This is a genomic window from Microcoleus sp. S13_B4, assembly GCF_036700885.1.
GTDB lineage: Bacteria > Cyanobacteriota > Cyanobacteriia > Cyanobacteriales > Microcoleaceae > Microcoleus.
The window spans coordinates 10,986-29,793 of the sequence record NZ_JAUBPU010000011.1; the positions used below are offsets into that span (position 1 = coordinate 10,986).

An 18,808-nucleotide genomic window follows, 5' to 3' on the forward strand; every position below is an offset into this window, starting at 1 on the left:
TCCTGGTAAGTATATCTACTTTTTACATCTAAAGTATTAGCCCCAATCTCTGAGAGTCGCACATAAACTGTATTTATGTGCGACTACTTGCTATTAAATTTAGCCAAAATCGGCGACATTAATTAGACTGGACGACACCCCATTGAGAGCGGCTAAAATTTCTCCGGTTGCTGACAAACGGATGAAAGTTGCACTGTTTTCTTGAGTAATTGACAGTTGGGAGAAAGTAAGAGTGGTGCCTAGAGAAAGCAAATCTTTACCGTCTTCAAAATCCAAGATAATATCGATACCAGAATTGCTAGAGAGCAAGAAGCGATCGCTCCCATTCCCTCCAATCAAAGTGTCATCTCCATCTTCACCGAATAGGAAGTCGTCGCCGTCACCCCCAATAATAGTATCATTTCCCTTGCCTCCGCGCAAAGTATCATTGCCAGTGCTGCCATCTAGCAGATCGTCGCCTCGGTTTCCAAAGATAACATCGCCACCATCGCTACCTGTAATGGTATCAATTCCCTTGCCGCCGTAAAGGGTATCGTCGTCAAAACCGCCATTGATTAAATCATTGCCTTGATTGGCATTAATCCAGTCATTGCCGTTAAAACCAAATATCAAATCATTGCCCTTTTTGCCACTTAAAACGTCATCGCTGCTGTCGCCGCCTAGAGTATCGTCGCCATCCGTACCGATTTTTTGATTGGGGGAATTGTTGACTAATTCTATGCCGCTGTCGGGTAAAGGTTCGGCAGCAGTGAAGTCACTGTTTATACTCTGGCGAATAGTTGGGTTATTGACGCTTGCCGATTGAATTTGTGCGTCTAAGGATGTGCCTGTATTTTCTGCGATCGCCTCCTGAATTGTCTTATTTCCGGCTGCGACTTGCTGCAAGTCTTTAGCGACTTCACCTTGTTCTACCTGTTGAACTTCGGCTATTTTAGTAGCTGCATCTGAAAGCGGGAGGTTGCTGGATGCGATCGCCCGTACCCGCTGATTCCCTTCAGCAATAATTTTAGCAACTTCCGGTGCAAGATCGGACGCTTTTTGTGCTTGCACTTGAGTTGCTGCAGACTGAATGATGCTTTGTAATTGTGCGGGATTGGTTAAATCGACAGCCCCGGATTGAATTTGATTGGCAATAGTGGAAATAATGCGATCGGCAATATCGGTTTTAGAGTTCGCTGTAATCCCCCCGATTAAAATTGTCGTTTGAACAACAAGGTTTTGTACCTGAATGTGTGCTGCATAAACCGCCAAACCGTTCGGATCGTTTTGAGTAATTGCCTGTAGGGGATCGTAGCTAGTCAAATCAATTGTTGACGGTACTCCAAAGGCTGCCTTAACTTTAGTCTCTGCTTCATTAGGATTGATACCTTGTGCAACCATCTTCTCCATTAGGGTAGTTAAAGGCGTCACAACAGTAGAATCTGGTGTCGCTGTTAGCGCTGTTTGCTGCGGCAAATAAGTAGCGGTATTGATGCCGTCTGCAACGACAACTCTGCCTTCATTTTGTTCGAGTTGGCCGCTATTATTTTTGTCAAAATCGGGGAGAGAGACATCTAAATTAAAGCTGCCATCCACGTTAGTAATAGTGAAGGGTTCTTTTTCATCTTGGATGCCGTTAAAGTTAGCATCAAAGAAGACTTTAGCTCCCGTGAGGTAACTGTTAACACCGCTACCGCTGTTTCTTGAACTTTCTCCAGTGCCAAATTTGGCTATCTCAAATGTGGCAAAGTTTTTCTCATATACAGTTTTTTCAAAATCGAAATCTCCAAAGAATGTTTCAATTTTAAAACCGACTTTGACTATAGCACCCAGGTAAGCATTAACTTGACCAGATACGTCAAATAATTTCCAAGGTTCACTCAGGCGTGAAACAATTTCAGAACCTCGAAGTTTACCATCACTTGTCCCATTACTTTCTCCACCATCTACCAAATCAATTCCTATTTGTCCCTGAATTCCACCTTTGACGAAACCAGAAGCAAGGATGACATCGATACCCAGACCGGCTGCGATATTCGCGTTGATTTTGAGCTCCTCAACATCCGCGCCAGTACCGTCGGGATTTGCGCGATCGCTCACGTAAAAACCATCTAAAACTTTGTAGGCTGATAAAGGAGAAAATTCCTCGTCTTTCCATTCTTTTAATCCGTAAGTATCGTACCCAAAAGCGAGGTGTGCTGACGCATTAAAGTTGCCTTCAACTAACCCTGCTATCGGCCCCAATATAGGAAATTGTTTCCGAAAATTGAAATCTATTCCCAGTGGAGGCATATCGTAGGTGAAAAGGACAACATCCGGTTTTCCTAAAAGGAGTTGAATGGCTGTTTCGGGCTTGGTTAAAATTGGCAAGTCTATGCCCGGAAGGCTCTTGAAGTTATTGACAAAATCTTTTTTATTTCCCCCTATTTTAGAATTAATTTGTTGAGAAATATCGGACACTGAGTTTTTCAGTGTCGGTATTTTGTTTGCGAGGCTAGAGTTGGGCTTGGCAACATTAATATTCCCTAAACTGTAGGAACCTAAATCGATGGCAATATTTCCTGAAGAGTTTGACAGGCTATTTGCCAATTGCGATATCTCGTCGATTTTGATAACTGCATTTAAGAAGTCAGTAGCAACATTACCCCCGGATAATTTAGTTGCCAGTTCCAATATCGAAACTTTGCCATCTCCATTGTTATCGAAGAGGCCGCCCAGACCAATTTCTGATAGTAGCTTAGTGTCTGCATTCAGGAAATCGATAACGGGTCTAAAAGGGTCGATAATATCAGAAACAGTGGTGAGTATTGGTTTTGCCAAGTTAGTAATAAAGGTTCCCAAGTCGAGTTTGAGGTTGTTAAATTCGACTTTCGGGTTAGGCAATCCAGCAAAGGGATTGTCGGTGGTTGGCGAACCTATATTTCCCGGATTATTTGATGGCAAGAATGAAGATAAATTTGCAGTCGCGCCTGTATTTGAATTTGAGGAACTTAGCGAGGGATTTAACCCTGAAACCGCTGACAACTTCTTGCTGGATAAAAGTGATGAAGTGAAATTTGATAGACTCGATGTAGTTGACGGGGAAGTTAAGGATGGCTGCGAATTCTTTAATTGACCGTTCCTGTAATTAATCAGTGGCCAATTGACTGCTAAATCAAAATCAAAAGATGGAAAAGCAGCATTGCCGCTGATGCTAGTTTTGCCGTGCAAGCCGAGATTGGCATTACTCGTTAAGCTAGATTGAAATAAGTCTTCTAACTGATAACTGCCGTCTAACTCAGACAAAGTTAAACGATTGCCATCATCAGTACCGCCCAGATTATCTAAGTCATTCAACTTGACTTCAAAGTTGGCATCGAGTTGAGTTGGGTTTTCAGGATCGTCGGTAAATTCAGCTTGTAAAAAAGCGAGGTTGGCTTGAGCTTTGAAATTCTCAGGAAGTGCTAACTTTAAGTTAGCGTTCAATTTGGTATTGTCCGTATCGATGTAGCAGCCAAAATCTTTGTTGTAACCGACCCCAATAGATAATTCATAGTCAAATCCCGATTGTTGAGGTGTCTTGAAAAGACTAGCAACTGGCGAAATCAAACTCTTAGAAGGAACTATCGCACTAGAAGGAGAGCCATTACTACTATCTATAACAGGTGCTAATCCGGCTGAATTACTGATAGTGGAATTGAGGCTTGACGCTTTTAAATCCTTGGATAAATTGGCAAAGCTAGAGAGATTTGCAGTGGGTACGAGCGCGACAACTTGATTCCGCGGCTTAGGAGGCTTTTTGACTTTCAAGCCGAGTGCTGGCAACCCTAAATCTTCCGCAAAGTTAATATCATCTAGTTGATATTTTTTGCCAATTTTAATGACTAAGTTACTGTCATTTGGATTTGAACTACTCTCGACTTTAACATCGAATGCTGACCCAACAGCCTCCCGAATGCTATTTTGTAGCTGAGTAGGCGTGAAATCGGTTGCATTTTTAACGGTATTGACTAGACTATTTTTGAAATTGCTAATAAAATTCGGAGAAAGGTCGCTGAGTCGTCCTAAAATTGGAAGTTTGACCGCATTAAGTTGGTCGTTAACAATGTTTTCCAGTTTGTCTAATCCTTTTTCCAAACCGCACCAAAGGGTTTCGTTATCGGTATTGGTAACGGCGACATCTGCTGCGTTTAAACCGGAGTATCGAGGATCTGTGCTGACAGCAGGTGCGGTAACAATAGTGTAAGCTTTATCCCCGTCAGCTACATTGTCGTCAACACCTGTCACTGTTACAGTTTGCGGTGAATTCCAGTTACCAGAATTGAATGTCAGCGATACCGGTGAAACTGTTCCTTCTGCTGTATTGGAACTTTCTAAATCTATTTTGACATCAGCATTAGGTTGGCTGTTGAGTGTGACATCAAATGTTGCTGTTCCCCCGGATTCTGTTGTGGTTAATCCACTTGCAGGATTAACAGTAATTCCAGCAGGTGTGACTGTTGGAGGTACTGGTGTTGGAGTTATCGGTGTTGGCGTGGGAGTTATCGGTGTTGGGGTGGGAGTTATCGGTGTTGGAGTGGGAGTTATCGGTGTTGGAGTGGGAGTTATCGGTGTTGGGGTGGGAGTTATCGGTGTTGGGGTGGGAGTTATCGGTGTTGGAGTGGGAGTTATCGGTGTTGGGGTTGGAGTGGGAGGTATTGGTGTTGGGGTTGGGGTGGGAGTTATCGGTGTTGGGGTGGGAGGTATTGGTGTTGGGGTTGGTGTTGGGGTTATCGGTGTTGGGGTTGGGGTTGGCGTTGGCGTATTGTCGTTATCAGTAATGGCGACGCTAACAGGTGAAATTGTGATGCTGTTATAGTTAACATCGGTACTGGTAGCAGTATGGTCGATCGCCCCCGCATGATTTCCTTCCACAACCGCATCGTCTGTAGCTGTTACTGTGACGGGTTTAGCAACATTCCAGTTAGTAGCGTCGAAGGTAATTGCACCGATCGCATTAATTTGATTTCCCGCATCAAAACTGATAGTAACTGGTGCCGTTGGCTGCGAATTTAACTTGAGTGTATAACTGCCTGTACCTCCGCCTTCTGTAGCAGTTGTGCTCTCCGGTGAAATACTCACACCCGTCGTGTCGTTGTCAGCAATCGTGGCAGTCACAGGAGAAATCGTCAGGTTGTTATAATTAGTATCTGTACTGACAGACGTATGAGCGATCGTGCCGCTGCGGGTTCCTTGCGCTATGCTGTCATCGATCGCCGTAACAGTGACATTTTGAGCAACCTTCCAATTATTCGGGGTGAAAGTCAGAGGTGCGATCGCATTAATTTGACTGCCCGTGTCAAAATTAATCGTGACGTTTGCAGTAGGTGCGGTAGTCAGAATTACGCCGTAGCTATCCGTTGCACCGCCTTCAGCAATAGCTGTTCCGCCTTCTGATTGGACAAGAGAAATACCGGGACTATCGTTATCTGTAATTGATACCGTCACATTGGGAATGACTTTCGCGTTATAATTGGCATCGGTACTCGTAACTGTGTGAGAAATCGTGCCACTGTGAGTTCCTTGTGCTAGATTGTCGTCGATCGCACTGACAGTGACAGTTTGAGCAACATTCCAATTAGTGCTGTCAAAAGTAATAGGTGTGGCGATCGGATTAAGTTGATCGCCAGTATTGAAACTGATAGTAACTGGTGCCGTCGGTTGCGAAGTTAGCTTGACTTTGTAACTGCTAGTTGCACCGCCTTCTGTAGCAGTTATGTTCGTAGGTGCAATGCTGAAACCTGCCGTGTCGTTATCGGTAATGGCGACGCTAACAGCCGGAATTGTGATGCTGTTATAGTTAGTATCGGTACTGGTAGCAGTATGGGCGATCGCACCTGCATGATTTCCTTCAACTGCATTGTCATCAACAGCAGCCACCGCAACAGTTTGAGCGACATTCCAATTAGTAGCGGTAAAAGTAAGTGCGGTAATTGGTTGAATTTCACTGCCTGTAGCCAAGTTAATCGTAACAGGTGCTGTCGGTTGAGTATTTAATTTAACGCTATAAGTTCCAGTTGCACCGCCTTCCGTCGCAGTCGTGTTAGTCGGAGTAATGCTAACGCCTGCGGTGTCGTTATCAGTAATGGCGACATTAACAGGCTCTATTGTGATGCTGTTATAGTTAGTATCGGTACTGGTAGCAGTATGGGCGATCGCACCTGCATGATTTCCTTCAACTGCATTGTCGTCCACAGCAGCCACCGCAACAGTTTGAGCGACATTCCAATTAGTAGCGGTAAAAGTAAGTGCGGTAATTGGTTGAATTTGACTGCCTGTAGCCAAGTTAATCGTAACAGGTGCGATCGGTTGGGTATTTAATTTAACGCTATAAGTTCCAGTTGCACCGCCTTCCGTCGCAGTCGTGTTAGCAGGAGTAATGCTAACGCCTGCGGTGTCGTTATCGGTAATATTAGCATTGACGGTATTGCCAGCAGTGCCATTGACCGTAAAACTTACACCCGCCCCGTTATAACTGGCATCGGTACTGATAGCAGTGTGAGTAATCGGGCCGCTGTGTGGCGAAGTTTCTGTTACGGCATCATCAACTGCACTGACTGTCACTGTTTGCGGTACAAACCAGTTAGTTGGAGTGAAACTAATGCCAGCAATAGGTTGAATTTGACTGTCAGTATTGAGTGCGATCGCCACATTTGCAGTAGGCTGATTAGTCAATACAACTGTATAAGTATCCGTCGTCCCGCTTTCTGCTACAGTAGTGCTGCCGCCCGACTCAACAATCTTTACCTGCGGCCCGCCAGGAATGATTTTAGTAATAAAAGCATCAAAAGCACCTCCCCCATTCGCCGCTTGCAAAGGAGTTGCTGTTGGGAAATTAGTAGAAGCAGTAGAGCCCGCCACATAAACTGCACCCGAAGCATCCACCGCAATACCACCACCGACGTCGTTCCCGCTGCCGCCAAAATAAGTTGAATCAACTAAGGTAGAACCAGATGAATCGATTTTCGTAATAAAAGCATCTTGCCCGCCACCGCTGATACTTTGAATCGCATTGTTAGTCGGGAAATTAGTCGAAGTAGTGTTTCCCGTCACATAAGCATTACCCGCACTGTCTACAGCAATGCGATCGCCCTTGTCATCTCCACTACCACCCAAATAAGTTGAATAAATCAAAGAATTACCCGCAGCACTCAGCTTGCTGACAAAAGCATCATTCGCACCACCTGCATTAAGCAGTTGAATCGGACTAACTGTCGGAAAATTAGTTGAACTTGTAGTTCCCCCAATATAGGCATTTCCAGAACTATCAGTAGCAATACTAGTACCTTGGTCATCACCAGTACCACCTAAATAAGTCGAATAAATACGTGCACCATTTTGAGTAAACTTACTGATAAAAGCATCATATTGACCACCTCCCATTGTAGTCTGAACTGGATTAGTCAATGGTAAATTAGTCGAATAAGTAATTCCAGAAACATAGGCATTACCATTACTATCTACTGCAATCCCTTGACCTTCATCGCGATTACTACCGCCGAAATAAGTAGAATAAATTAAACCACTGCCCGTGGGATTAACTTTAGTAATAAACGCATCAACGTTGCCTCCAATTTGAGGTTGAGAGGCATTGGCAATGGGAAAACCATTGCCTGTCGGTCCGGTAACATAAGCATTACCGTTACTATCTACAGCAATGCTAGTGCCTAGGGCACTCCCGTTACCGCCCAAAAAAGTAGAATAAACTAGAGAATTCCCGGCCGCATTGAGTTTAGTTGCCGCAGCATTGTAAGTAGTTGCTGTGGGTTGAAAAGAACCAAGTGTAGTTGGATAACCAGGATCGACTTGTCCGGTTAAATAAGCATTTCCTTGACTGTCTACCGCAATCCCAATACCGTATTCATTGCCTGTACCGCCGATATAAGTAGAGTAAACTAAGGCAGTTCCTTCAGGGTTAATTTTAGTAACTAAAAAATCAGCTTGACCTGCTGGCGTAGTTTGGTACGCACCGGGAGTAGTCGTAAAATTGTTAACAGTAGTTCCAATAATGTAAGCCGCACCTGTGCTATCTACGGCGATGCGGTTGGCGTAGTCATTCCCGTTGCCGCTTATGCCATCGCCGCTGCCACCTAGATAAGTCGAGTAAGCTAAAACCGGATCGATAACTAGGGGTTGAGTGGGGTCAAAATATCCCAAACTAAAATTAACTTGACCGTTTCCTAATAAATTGTAAGCTGCGGGAACATTCACCCGCTGGCCGTTGATATCTTGATAAACTATCGGTGCGTTATCAATTAATTCGCCTAGCGGTGTCTCTAATATCAGTGCTCCGTCGTCCCGCAACCGGATGTCATTAACACCGCTATAGTTCATCTTAATTTGACTCGGATCGGCCAAAGGTGCAACCAAAAACTCGCTCTTAAGTTGTCCTTCTGTGCCTTTGAAAAGGCGGTCAATTCCTTGATAGACGTTTTGATAAACAACGCCGTTAAAAGTAGGCACATTAGTCTGCCATTGACTAGAATCTTCGCCTACAAGAAAGTTAGCAACTCCCGGCAATTGTTCCAGCCCGGAAATTGTGGGATTCGGGTTGCTGTTGGCTAAGCTGCTGCGGACAATTGCAGAATTTGTGGCTTGGTTTCCCGGTTCATTGGGTTGCTGAAAAGCGACGAAAGAAATTTCGTTTGGAGTAAAAAAGATGCTGTGACCGGCACCTTTCACCTGGAATTTCACATTCGGGTCTGTTTGTCCAGCATTTGCAATAAAACTTAACGGAATTTGACCGTAAGATGCCTGTTGATTTTGAGAGTTCATAGCTGGTACCCCTGGTTTATGTTATGCGAGTAAGTATATACAAGTACCAGCTCTGCTGTATAGTAAATTCTGGCGAATAATTTACAAAAAATACAATTTTCTGGCGAAATTTCTCTGATTTTTGATTAAAAATTGTAACACGGGCTACGGACTCGGTATTTCGACCCCAGTCCGACAGGGAATTAATTCCCTGTCTCATAGCGCAAGTCCTCTTTTAGATGACTGAATAACTCCTTAGTCCTCTTTTAGATGACTTCTGCTTTGAGGCAGGGGTTTAAGCCCCTGCCGGACTGCGGTGTTACCTTGATTAAAGTCGATCGCGATATTTCTTAGGAGTCAAACCGACGATTTTGCTGAAAGTCTTGCTAAAGTGACTTTGGTCGTGAAACCCGATTTGCTCCGAGATATAGGTTATTGATAAATCTCGCCTTTTCAACAACTGTTTGGCTTTTTCGCTCCGGCACTGGGTTACGTACTGATGGGGCGTGATTCCAGTGGATTGTTTGAACAAACGACCGAAATAATAAGGACTTATTTGTACTAAATTAGCTAGTTCAGCTAAGTGCAAATCTCGGCTTAGGTAGTCATTTATGTAGTTAATAACTCTCTGCAATTTGTAAGGCTCAAGACCACCCTCAAAATCTCGCAGATTCGGTTTATCTGCACAATAGCGGTGCAGTATATGAAGTGAAAGCGCGTTTTTCAGTGCATCGACATAAATAGTACCGTTTAATCCACCTGATGCGAGTTCGGTTTTCAGGGCCCAGCCAATGCCGAGAATCAACGGATCGCTGATTTTCCAGTGCGGTATAATTTCAAGGAGGTTTGAATTGGTCGATTCGCCAACTGTATTGTCGAAGTCGGTAGGGTCGATCGCGATCGCTATAAATTCAGGATCTTCGACTGCACCTGACTGGAAATCAGTACCAGCACCACCGATGAAAATTTCTCCTCTTTGCCACGGTTCGCTACCGTAGTGTTTCCCGTTGAGTATGCCGTTTACTGTAACTGAATTGAGTATCAGCCCAATGTTGTGTTGTTGGAAACAGTGTTCGGGAGTTTCGTCTGCTGGCTGACGGTGATATTCGACGTGAATTCCCTCCCATTTTTTGCCGTGACTCGACAGGATTGAGGGACTCGGGAGAATCGATTTCATTGCGTCTGCCTGGGCAAAATCAAGAATTAACTGTTTCTCTGAGGACATAGCTTGCACCTGCGGCAGTTGCTATTATTCTATAGGCCTGAAGTTCCCGCAGTTATACAAAAGATACGCAGGAATTACGCTACATATTCTCGGTCTGTTTGTCAAGCTTTCGCAATAAAAATTAAGGGAATTTGACCCTAGGGCGGTGGAGGATCGACAATCAGCAATTTCATACCAGCCGTTGCGCCTACAATTAATTACTGATAATTATTAACTTTTAGAGCGAACAATTTAAAATCTAAAATCTAAAATCTAAAATCTAAAATCAAATGACGCCCGCTAAAGTTTCCCACAAGTACAAAAGCACTTTACAGAAAACCCGCAGGCGTCAAAATCAAGCAAACTTAAATCTTAGAAAAGACCCAGTGTGAAAGATTTGTCGATCGGGAAAATAGCACCAATACCCAACCACAGAGTTACCGCAGTTCCCAACAGGAAAACAGTAGTAGCAACAGGGCGGCGGAACGGATTTTGGAACTTGTTAACATTCTCGATGAACGGAATCAAAATCAAGCCAACGGGAACACCGGCCATGCAAGCAATACCCAACAATTTGTTAGGCAAAACACGCAGGAGTTGGAACACAGGCCACAAATACCATTCCGGCAGAATTTCCAGCGGAGTAGCAAAAGGATTAGCCGGTTCTCCAACCAAAGCCGGGTCTAGTACGGCCAAACCCACGCACAGAGAAATCGTTCCCATGATTACTATAGGGAAAACGTAGAGCAAGTCATTAGGCCAAGCTGGTTCGCCGTAATAGTTATGACCCATGCCCTTAGCGAGCTTAGCGCGGAGCGCGGGATCGCTCAAATCAGGTTTTTTGAGAATAGACATAGTAACAGTGTTCTCCTTTTAGTTTTACCCGGGCCTGCCCTTCCGCTGTATTCGTTAGTTTGAATCAGCGGCGCGATCGCAGGAAGTATTAGCCGTAAATAAATATCATGAGTGATGAATTCTGAATTTTCAACTCAAAATTCAGCGGGGGGGCAAAAAAATACCGCCCCCACAACTCAAAACTTACAAGGGGCCAGAGATACCTTGCTTGCGAATCATCAAGAAGTGAGCCAGCATGAAGACTACAATCAGCCAAGGCAACACAAAAGTGTGCAAGCTGTAGTAGCGAGTCAAAGTACCTTGACCAACGCTGACACCGCCGCGCAGCAGTTCAACCATCAAAGAGCCGACAAACGGGATAGCTTCGGGGACGCCGGAAACGATTTTAACTGCCCAGTAACCGATTTGATCCCAAGGCAGCGAATAGCCGGTCACGCCGAAAGAAACAGTGATGACTGCCAAGATTACTCCTGTCACCCAGGTTAATTCGCGGGGCTTTTTGAAGCCGCCTGTCAGATAAACCCGGAAGATGTGCAAAATCATCATCAGCACCATCATGCTCGCAGACCAGCGGTGGATGGAGCGGATCAGCCAGCCGAAGTTGACTTCAGTCATCAGGTATTGCACTGAAGAAAAAGCTTCTGCTACCGTGGGACGGTAATAGAAAGTCATGGCGAAGCCGGTGGCAAACTGGATCAGAAAGCAAACTAAAGTAATTCCGCCCAAGCAGTAGAAAATATTGACGTGCGGGGGTACATACTTTGTAGTGATGTCATCGGCGAGCGCCTGAATTTCCAGGCGTTCCTCAAACCACTGGTAGGTTTTTGAGTCGGTGATTTGTTTAGAAAACATGGAGCCAGAATTCCTAAAAGAATATTGCTGTGGTTGAGGTTCAGGGCAGCAGCCACAAGGTTTTTTGTCGCCCCGCGCCGAGCAGCTTGCTTTTACTAGCAAATGCCTGAGGCTATTTTTTAAATTTGGAGCTGACGAAAGGAACTCTATTGTGCGATCGCCTGCAAGCCCTGGGAAACTAAGCGGTGGCTTGTCCCTACTCGCTGGCGTTGCCCGATCGAATTCCAGACTGTGATAAAAAATGTAACATAATTGCTGTGCAAATTTCACGCGAGCGATGCTTTTGCCGAGTCTCAAATACCATTTTCTGCAAGCTCTACATTCGCCCCAAGCTGGCATACAGCCAAGAGCCGAGCCTAGGACCAAAGTCCGAGCCTGCCACCTGGTCGCTGGGACGTAATTTTTAATATTTATGATAAAACTTCACTTATTTTGCGATTAAATGTTACATTTAACTAATTTTTTGTTCGCGGCGGAGGTTTGACGAATGCCGAATGCCTTGGGGAGAGTTAAATGCACAAAAGCTTAAAAGCTTACAAACTTAAAATACAGGAGATGCAATACTTGCCTATCTTTTACAGAAAAATCATGCACAGACGAGTTTTCCAGATTGCTATTTTACTTTTCCTCCAAGTCGCCCTAGTTCTCGGCCCGTGGGCCGGGCCTGCGGCGGCGCTGACTCCTGAACAGCAGCTATTGAGCGAAGCTTGGCGAATTGTCAATCGCTCTTATGTGGACGACAGCTTCAACTCTCAAAACTGGTGGTCGATTCGCCAAAAAGCTGTCAAGCAACCGCTCAACGACAGACAGCAGACTTACACGGCGATTCAGGGGATGCTGGCGAATCTCGACGACCCGTTCACTCGGCTGCTGAAACCCGAACAGTACCGCAGCTTGCAGGTCAACACTTCGGGAGAATTGACGGGTGTGGGGCTGCAAATTGCGATCGACCCCCAGACAAATACCCTGACAGTGCTGGCCCCTTTGGCCGGCTCACCGGCAGATAAAGCTGGCATCCAACCCCTCGATCGCATCCTGAAAATTGATGGGACTCCTACCTCAGAATTGAGCCTAGACGAAGCAGCAACTCGAATGCGCGGCCGCATCGGCACTGCCGTTACCTTGACCTTGGGGCGCGAGGGAAGGGACGTTGCTGAGGAAATTGAGCTAGTGCGCGATCGCATTGCTCTGAATCCGGTTTACGCCGAATTGCAGTCGGGGTCGGAGAATTTGCCGCTGGGCTACATTCGCTTGAGTCAATTCAGTGCTAACGCCACTGAGGAAGTCGCTCACGCGATCGACCGCTTGGAAAAACAAGGAGCCGCCGCCTACATTCTCGACCTGCGGAACAATCCGGGGGGACTGTTGCAAGCAGGGATTGAAATTGCCCGCCTGTGGCTCGATTCCGGGACGATCGTCTACACGGTGAACAGACAAGGCATCCTCGGCAGTTTTGAAGCCTCTGGAAAAGCCCTAACTAACGATCCACTGATTGTTTTGGTGAACAAGGGAACTGCCAGTGCTAGCGAAATTTTGGCGGGTGCGCTGCAAGATAATGGCAGAGCTCAACTGGTAGGAGAAAAGACTTTTGGCAAAGGACTGATTCAGTCGCTGTTTGATTTGTCTGACGGTTCTGGGTTGGCTGTGACTGTTGCTAAGTACGAGACACCTAACCATAAAGATATTAACAAGCTGGGGATTTCGCCCGATCGCGTAGTGCCTTTGGAACCCATTGCGCGCGATCAAATCGGCACCGAAGCAGACTTGCAATATCAAGCTGCACTGCAACTACTGAAAGAAAAAACCGTGCTGGCAAAGTCAGTATAAGCCTGAGTTTGAAGTTTTGAGCTGGCAGCCGGGCCTCAATACACATATCTAAGTCTGTCTCTGCGTTTCGTTCGCAAGGACAGACAAGAATCATCCTAAAAACTTTTTAACTCAAAAGTGATATCACGTCCGACAGATTTATCTGTCATTCTTCGCTGTGCGAAGCAAGGACATAAAAGAATGATGCACCTCGGACGTGATATCAAAACCCAAAACAGCCGTTCTCTTAAGGTTCGGGGGTTGATTCCTCGGCTTCGGGTACATCGGCTTCTTGCAAAATCACCTGACGCTGCTGCGGGTCAGCTTGGTTGCTTTGCTCTTGCATCACAGTTTTAGCCAGACTAGGGTCAAAGTAGCGGTTAAAGTCCGATCGCGACTGATTTACTCGCCCTTGGGTAAGATTGACTTCAGCTTGGATTTCGTGCAATTTTTCTTGCACCGCCCGGTAGTGAGGCCAAAGCTGAAGCAAAGCAGAAGTGGCACAGACTGAAAGTACCATGTTGACTGCCAACTTGACGCCTGTTTCGGCCGCGAGGGTTTGGTGAGGGTAGGAACGCTGGCGGCTGCTACTGCTGCGACGAGGAGTAACCCGAGGGGATTTTTTTACAGGACGCAGTGGGGTAACGGAGGGTTGAATCGCTTGCATAATTTTTTTCAAATACCTGAGACTGACGTTTTAGAGTTCAACAGAGCAAATTCTGAGCTTAACGCACACTCGCCGCTGTTTGTCAGGGTGCTGACAGCCAAAATTTTTGAGGCAAAGGTGACGCCTGAAGACGGAATTTTCCCATAAAAATGCCTGCCCTTGCAGTGTCGTCTTGCTGAACACAAACAATCTACTCCACTGGGGCAGCAATTGTCTGTATCTGGAAAGCGAGAGATTTAACTGGTCAGGCAGGCGTTTTGCGGTTTGCAACTGGTGTCTGGAAACTATTTGTACAGTTCAGTTGACAGCCGGAAAGCCATAATTCCGGGAATCAAAGCAATTACGAGCGCTACGTAGACTTGGGTATCTGTTAAAGACATATTCGCAAAACTCCTTTTCGCGGGTACGATCTTTCACCAATTTGAGACAAATTGGCACTTTTGGGAATCATTTGTTACAACTTGCAACACAAATGCTGCCTCCGGGAAGGAATGGCGCAGTGGCGCAGTGGCGCAGTGGCGCTGTTTTTGAGTGTCGGAGGGGGAGAATTTTGGTGGTGCATAATTACGGGATGATTCTGATTGTTTTGTGGGATGGGCGCAGGAGGCCGAAGGCTTGTATTTTCACAGCAGGCGGGACGCCTAACCCACAAGAAGCCTCCTCAAATTGTGCAACGCCCGAATTTTTCCTTGTTTTCTGGGACTGCTTCCTTCGGACGTTGTTCGGACGATCGCCTCCCACAGAATTACCGCATTAGGTTAAGATTTAAGTGAAGGTGACACTAATGTTAGACAGAGCGGGTAATTTGCGCTGCGCTCGACCCTTGCCAATCTTAGGTGCACAAAATAGTTAATGCTAGATCAATTTCTCGACGCTTCACCCAATTTTGGAGTTGACGGCTTTTTATTATTGTTGGTTTTGGTGGCTTTGGAAGCTGTACTTTCGGCTGACAACGCGATCGCCCTGGCGTCTATTTCTAAAGGTTTGGAAGATGCCAAGCAACAACAAAAGGCTCTCAACGTTGGTTTGATAATTGCTTTTGTACTGCGGATCGCCCTAATTTTAACAGCTACTTGGGTGATCCAATACTGGCAGTTTGAGCTGCTTGGTGCTCTCTACCTGCTGTGGCTTGTTTTCCAACATTTTACTTCAGAGACAGACTCCGAAGGAGAACATCACGGGCCCAGATTTGCGACTGTGTGGCAAGCAATTCCCATGATTGCTTTTACGGATTTAGCGTTTTCCTTGGATAGCGTTACTACGGCCATCGCCGTTTCTGACAACACTTTTATCGTCGTAGCCGGCGCTACAATTGGAATTATTGCCCTGCGATTCATGGCCGGATTGTTCATCCGCTGGCTGGATGAATTCGTTCACCTAGAAAGTGCTGGTTACATCACAGTTGGGTTCGTGGGAATGCGGTTGTTGGTGAAAGTAATTAATCCGGATTTAGTTCCTCCGCAATGGCTGCTAGTTTCCAGTATCGTCTTGATGTTTGTGTGGGGATTTTCTAAGCGCACTCCCGAGCCAGTCGAGATGGCAAAATCTCTCGAAATTGCTCTGAATCAGGCGGATTCAGAAGTTGCAGTGCCAGAATCGCAAGGACAGAAGTCCGAAATTTAACATACTTTCATCTGAATAAAAGTAGCTTAAATCTGTCAAACCAACAAGATTGAAGGCTGGTTAAAATGTGCAAAAGCCTTTCATCCCGGTGACTTTAGTCCGGGGATGAAAGGCTTTTATTTGGTAATATTGTTTCCTTCACTAGCCGCTCGAACTTATGGGAGTACAATTGGGCCTATGGTTCGGCAGTTATCAAAATCAGACTCAGCAATGGTTGCGCTGGTGAGATAGCGAGGGGAATTCGTTGCTGACGGGGTTGGCGGCATATTGGCGATCGCAGCAGGCGATCGATCAGGATCTGATTTAATCCTTGGTGGTTGCTGTATTTTTTGAGGCTTTAGGGAAATAAGGCGGGCGACGGGAAGGAGTTGCAGGCGATCGGGTTTCACCTATCGGTAAAAAATGTAACCTTCCTGTTGAGTTGCTACCAGAAAACTTCGCGATGCACCAGAAATCTGAGTCAATCCACTCCAACAGAGATGTGATACGTCAGTCACCTACAAGTTCCATAGGAATCAATACAGGATTACGAATCTTCAGAATTCTCTCAGAGCCGCCAAGACTAAGATTTTGTTCGGCTTTAATAACCCTAAGCTGCGCCATTTTATGATGATATCGTCGAAACTTATCCTTTAACTGTCGATCAATCATAGTTGTTTGAAACTGGGCATCCTGGGACATCAACAACATTTCCGGTTTTATTTCAATATCATTAGCGCCAATAAAAGTGTTCACAATAACCTGAAATGTCAATGGTTTTTTATGGTCAAGATGGCTCTCATAAATAGCTACCTTATCACCAGTAATATCGCATTCAACTTTTCCATCCTGATCGGCACACTTTTCAAAGTATCTTTTTTTAGTTACCTGCAGATCATCTTCAACAGTGGCACGGCAGGCTTCTAAAAATTCTTGATAAAGAGACTTTCCTTTAGCAGAAACCGCTGTTCGATAAGAAAAATCCGTTCGAGAGCCATCTGTTCTTTCTATCCAAAAGCAACTTGTCGGCATATCTGTTCTATCTTTGTACAAACGTTTTATACCACATCCAGTCTTTTTATCTGCTTCAGGATGGCGCTCCAGAAGAGCCAGTAACATATCGCGATCATCACCTGCTATGCTTTGACCATTTCGATAGCGCTCCAACATATTTCTGAAGTGTTCAATAGCATCTTTCTGGAATTTGAACTCTATTCCATTGAGAACAATTGGTTGCCTGGCCATTTAAACTCCCTACCAGTTTTATATGACGTATAATTTAAATTGTATCGCAGATGTGGTAGCATAGATAATAATAAGCGATAGCTGCAAGACATAGGAGTTCAAAAAGTCCCTGCTTATCTTTCCTAACCTCAATTCTCGAATGTCGAATGTCTAGACGCGATAATTTACACTTCTCCGTACGTCGTACCCTCGAAAAAGACGGGTGGACAATTACGGACGATCCTTTAGTCTTAGTGTTAGAACAGACTCTTTTGAAAGCCGACTTAGGAGCAGAAAAGTTTTTCACGGCGGAAAAAAAAGGGCAGAAAATCGCTGTTGAAATCAAAGACTTCGATTCAGCCTCAGTCATCAGCGAACTGGAAAAAACGATGGGACAGCTTCAGCTTTACCAATGGGCATTGGAAGGCCAAGAACCGGAGCGTCAGTTGTTTTTAGCTGTGAGCCAAGCCATCTACATTAAACACTTTCAAAAACCGATTTTTCAGTTAGCCGTCCAGCGAAATAAAATTAACTTATTAGTTTACGAACCAAATCAAGAGGTGATTCTCCAATGGATAACTCACTAAGCTATGCAGACATCCTCAAAAAAACCCTGCAAGAAGCAACTCGCGCCCAACCGCGTTTACAGGCGATCCAGCTTTACCCCGTCTGTGATGTCGATTCGGGTCACTTTCTGATTCTGGCTACAGGCTGGGATAAACAGCGCTGGATGGACACGATTCTGTTTCATGCTCGTTTAGTCGATAATCAAGTTGTAATTGAAGAGGATAACTTCGAGGAAGGTCTAAGCCAAGCGCTGATTGCAGCGGGTATAAAAGCAGAGCATATCGTGACTAGCCCCTTCCCTGACAACAGCGATAGACAGAAAACCTATAATACAGTATAGAAGCCATTTGACATCTAAGAAGAGCGTGCAAGCCTTCTAATCATCAGCCTAATAAAACAAAGGTTGAGCTTGGCAGTCGCCGCTGTCAAACTTCTCTCAAAGTTCTTCACCAAAATTTTACATCTTTCCATCCAAGCATTTGACCGTTCAATGACCCACCTTGCCTTAACTGGGACAAATCCTGATTTCCCTTAAGCTTTTTTTTCAGCTTTTGATGGCTTTTCTGAAAGTTCAAACTTGATTTTTGTCATAATTTCTGGATATTTTTTTTCTAACTCTTTTGTAAGATGTTCGGGATGATAGCCATTGTCTAGTAAGAGTATAATTTTCGGAATATTTAGAGGTTTGGACTTAAAATAATCGATATTTAAAGTCAACATTTCAATCAAACCAGCATCATCTGATACACTAGCTTTAGTTCCGTGGGTAAAGAAGGGAAACCCAAGTGTATCAACGGCTAGGTGTCTTTTAATACCATTTTTAGATTTGTAGAAACTTTCATCCTTTTGACTCAAGACTAGCATTACAAGTATTTTTTACGGCTTGTAAGTCTATCATCATCAATGTAGTCCATTTGGCTTTTTTTTTACCTGCTCACGCACTTGCTCATGTAATACCATCATCAGCTCTTCTATTACTCCCTGTGAGCGCCACTGCTTGTAATGCCAATATACAGTAGAATAGGGCGGCAAGTCCTTCGCTAAGTCTTGCCAATTGCAGCCATTTTTTAGTTGGTAGAAGATGCCATCTAAGATTTCTCTTTTTGTCCAGTTACATGGTCTAGTTCGGTTCTTTTTGGGCAATATCTCATGTAGTATTGGTTCAATTGTTTCCCATTCTGAATCCGTTAGACTGCTATAATAAGGCATAGCTGCTACTGGATAATGCTTTTACGGTCACGTTACCACAAGACCGTAAAAGATGTCAAATGGGTTCTATA

At 44.9% G+C, this 18,808-nt stretch carries 13 protein-coding genes and 1 pseudogene; 5 read left to right on the forward strand and 9 right to left on the reverse strand.

Going from position 1 to position 18,808, the window contains the following annotated elements; all coding sequences use genetic code 11:
• Nucleotides 1–99: 99 nt before the first annotated feature.
• From QT994_RS08935 to petB, 4 genes are all read right to left on the reverse strand, one after another.
• Complete coding sequence (locus QT994_RS08935; RefSeq protein ID WP_333173553.1) at nt 100–8,772, reverse strand: DUF7948 domain-containing protein; 8,673 nt, start codon at nt 8,770–8,772, stop codon at nt 100–102.
• A gap of 307 nt (nt 8,773–9,079) precedes the next feature.
• Nucleotides 9,080–9,928 (reverse strand): AraC family transcriptional regulator, encoded by an 849-nt coding sequence (locus QT994_RS08940; protein ID WP_333173555.1) that lies wholly within the window; start codon nt 9,926–9,928, stop codon nt 9,080–9,082.
• A 399-nt stretch (nt 9,929–10,327) separates the two neighbouring features.
• Nucleotides 10,328–10,810, reverse strand: coding sequence for a cytochrome b6-f complex subunit IV (gene petD / locus QT994_RS08945; protein WP_333047181.1), 483 nt, complete (start codon nt 10,808–10,810; stop codon nt 10,328–10,330).
• Nucleotides 10,811–10,993: 183 nt separating this feature from the next.
• Nucleotides 10,994–11,662: a cytochrome b6 gene (petB, locus tag QT994_RS08950; protein WP_015174799.1), complete on the reverse strand. Its 669-nt coding sequence runs from the start codon at nt 11,660–11,662 to the stop codon at nt 10,994–10,996.
• A gap of 588 nt (nt 11,663–12,250) precedes the next feature.
• Here petB and ctpA point away from each other — a divergent pair.
• On the forward strand, nt 12,251–13,489 hold the full coding sequence (gene ctpA / locus QT994_RS08955; RefSeq protein WP_333047259.1) for a carboxyl-terminal processing protease CtpA: 1,239 nt from the start codon (nt 12,251–12,253) through the stop codon (nt 13,487–13,489).
• A gap of 226 nt (nt 13,490–13,715) precedes the next feature.
• On the opposite strand, the gene QT994_RS08960 is transcribed toward ctpA, so the two are convergent.
• On the reverse strand, nt 13,716–14,135 hold the full coding sequence (locus tag QT994_RS08960; RefSeq protein ID WP_333047179.1) for a slr1601 family putative cell division protein: 420 nt from the start codon (nt 14,133–14,135) through the stop codon (nt 13,716–13,718).
• Nucleotides 14,136–14,419: 284 nt separating this feature from the next.
• The gene (psaM, locus tag QT994_RS08965; RefSeq protein ID WP_190660159.1) at nt 14,420–14,515 is read right to left on the reverse strand and encodes a photosystem I reaction center subunit XII; all 96 of its coding nucleotides are present in this window, start codon (nt 14,513–14,515) and stop codon (nt 14,420–14,422) included.
• 472 nt (nt 14,516–14,987) lie between these two features.
• On the opposite strand from psaM, the gene QT994_RS08970 reads away from it, so the two are divergent.
• Complete coding sequence (locus QT994_RS08970; RefSeq protein WP_333047178.1) at nt 14,988–15,758, forward strand: TerC family protein; 771 nt, start codon at nt 14,988–14,990, stop codon at nt 15,756–15,758.
• Between the two features lie 145 nt (nt 15,759–15,903).
• A pseudogene (locus QT994_RS08975) lies at nt 15,904–15,981 on the forward strand (Uma2 family endonuclease); the annotation flags it as partial.
• A gap of 266 nt (nt 15,982–16,247) precedes the next feature.
• Here the strand turns inward: QT994_RS08975 and QT994_RS08980 are convergent.
• Nucleotides 16,248–16,982 (reverse strand): DCL family protein, encoded by a 735-nt coding sequence (locus tag QT994_RS08980; protein ID WP_333047176.1) that lies wholly within the window; start codon nt 16,980–16,982, stop codon nt 16,248–16,250.
• Between the two features lie 146 nt (nt 16,983–17,128).
• Between QT994_RS08980 and QT994_RS08985 the strand changes: the two genes are divergently transcribed.
• Both QT994_RS08985 and QT994_RS08990 read left to right on the forward strand, forming a co-directional pair.
• Nucleotides 17,129–17,548 (forward strand): XisH family protein, encoded by a 420-nt coding sequence (locus QT994_RS08985; RefSeq protein WP_333047174.1) that lies wholly within the window; start codon nt 17,129–17,131, stop codon nt 17,546–17,548.
• A complete protein-coding gene (locus QT994_RS08990) occupies nt 17,533–17,868 on the forward strand; it encodes an element excision factor XisI family protein (RefSeq protein ID WP_333047173.1) in 336 nt (111 codons plus the stop codon). The genes QT994_RS08985 and QT994_RS08990 overlap by 16 nt, the downstream gene beginning before the upstream one ends.
• A gap of 191 nt (nt 17,869–18,059) precedes the next feature.
• Here QT994_RS08990 and QT994_RS08995 read toward each other — a convergent pair whose 3' ends face one another.
• Both QT994_RS08995 and QT994_RS27790 read right to left on the reverse strand, forming a co-directional pair.
• A complete protein-coding gene (locus tag QT994_RS08995) occupies nt 18,060–18,383 on the reverse strand; it encodes a transposase (RefSeq protein WP_333173557.1) in 324 nt (107 codons plus the stop codon).
• A 45-nt stretch (nt 18,384–18,428) separates the two neighbouring features.
• On the reverse strand, nt 18,429–18,737 hold the full coding sequence (locus QT994_RS27790) for a transposase (RefSeq protein WP_445243887.1): 309 nt from the start codon (nt 18,735–18,737) through the stop codon (nt 18,429–18,431).
• Nucleotides 18,738–18,808: the final 71 nt, after the last annotated feature.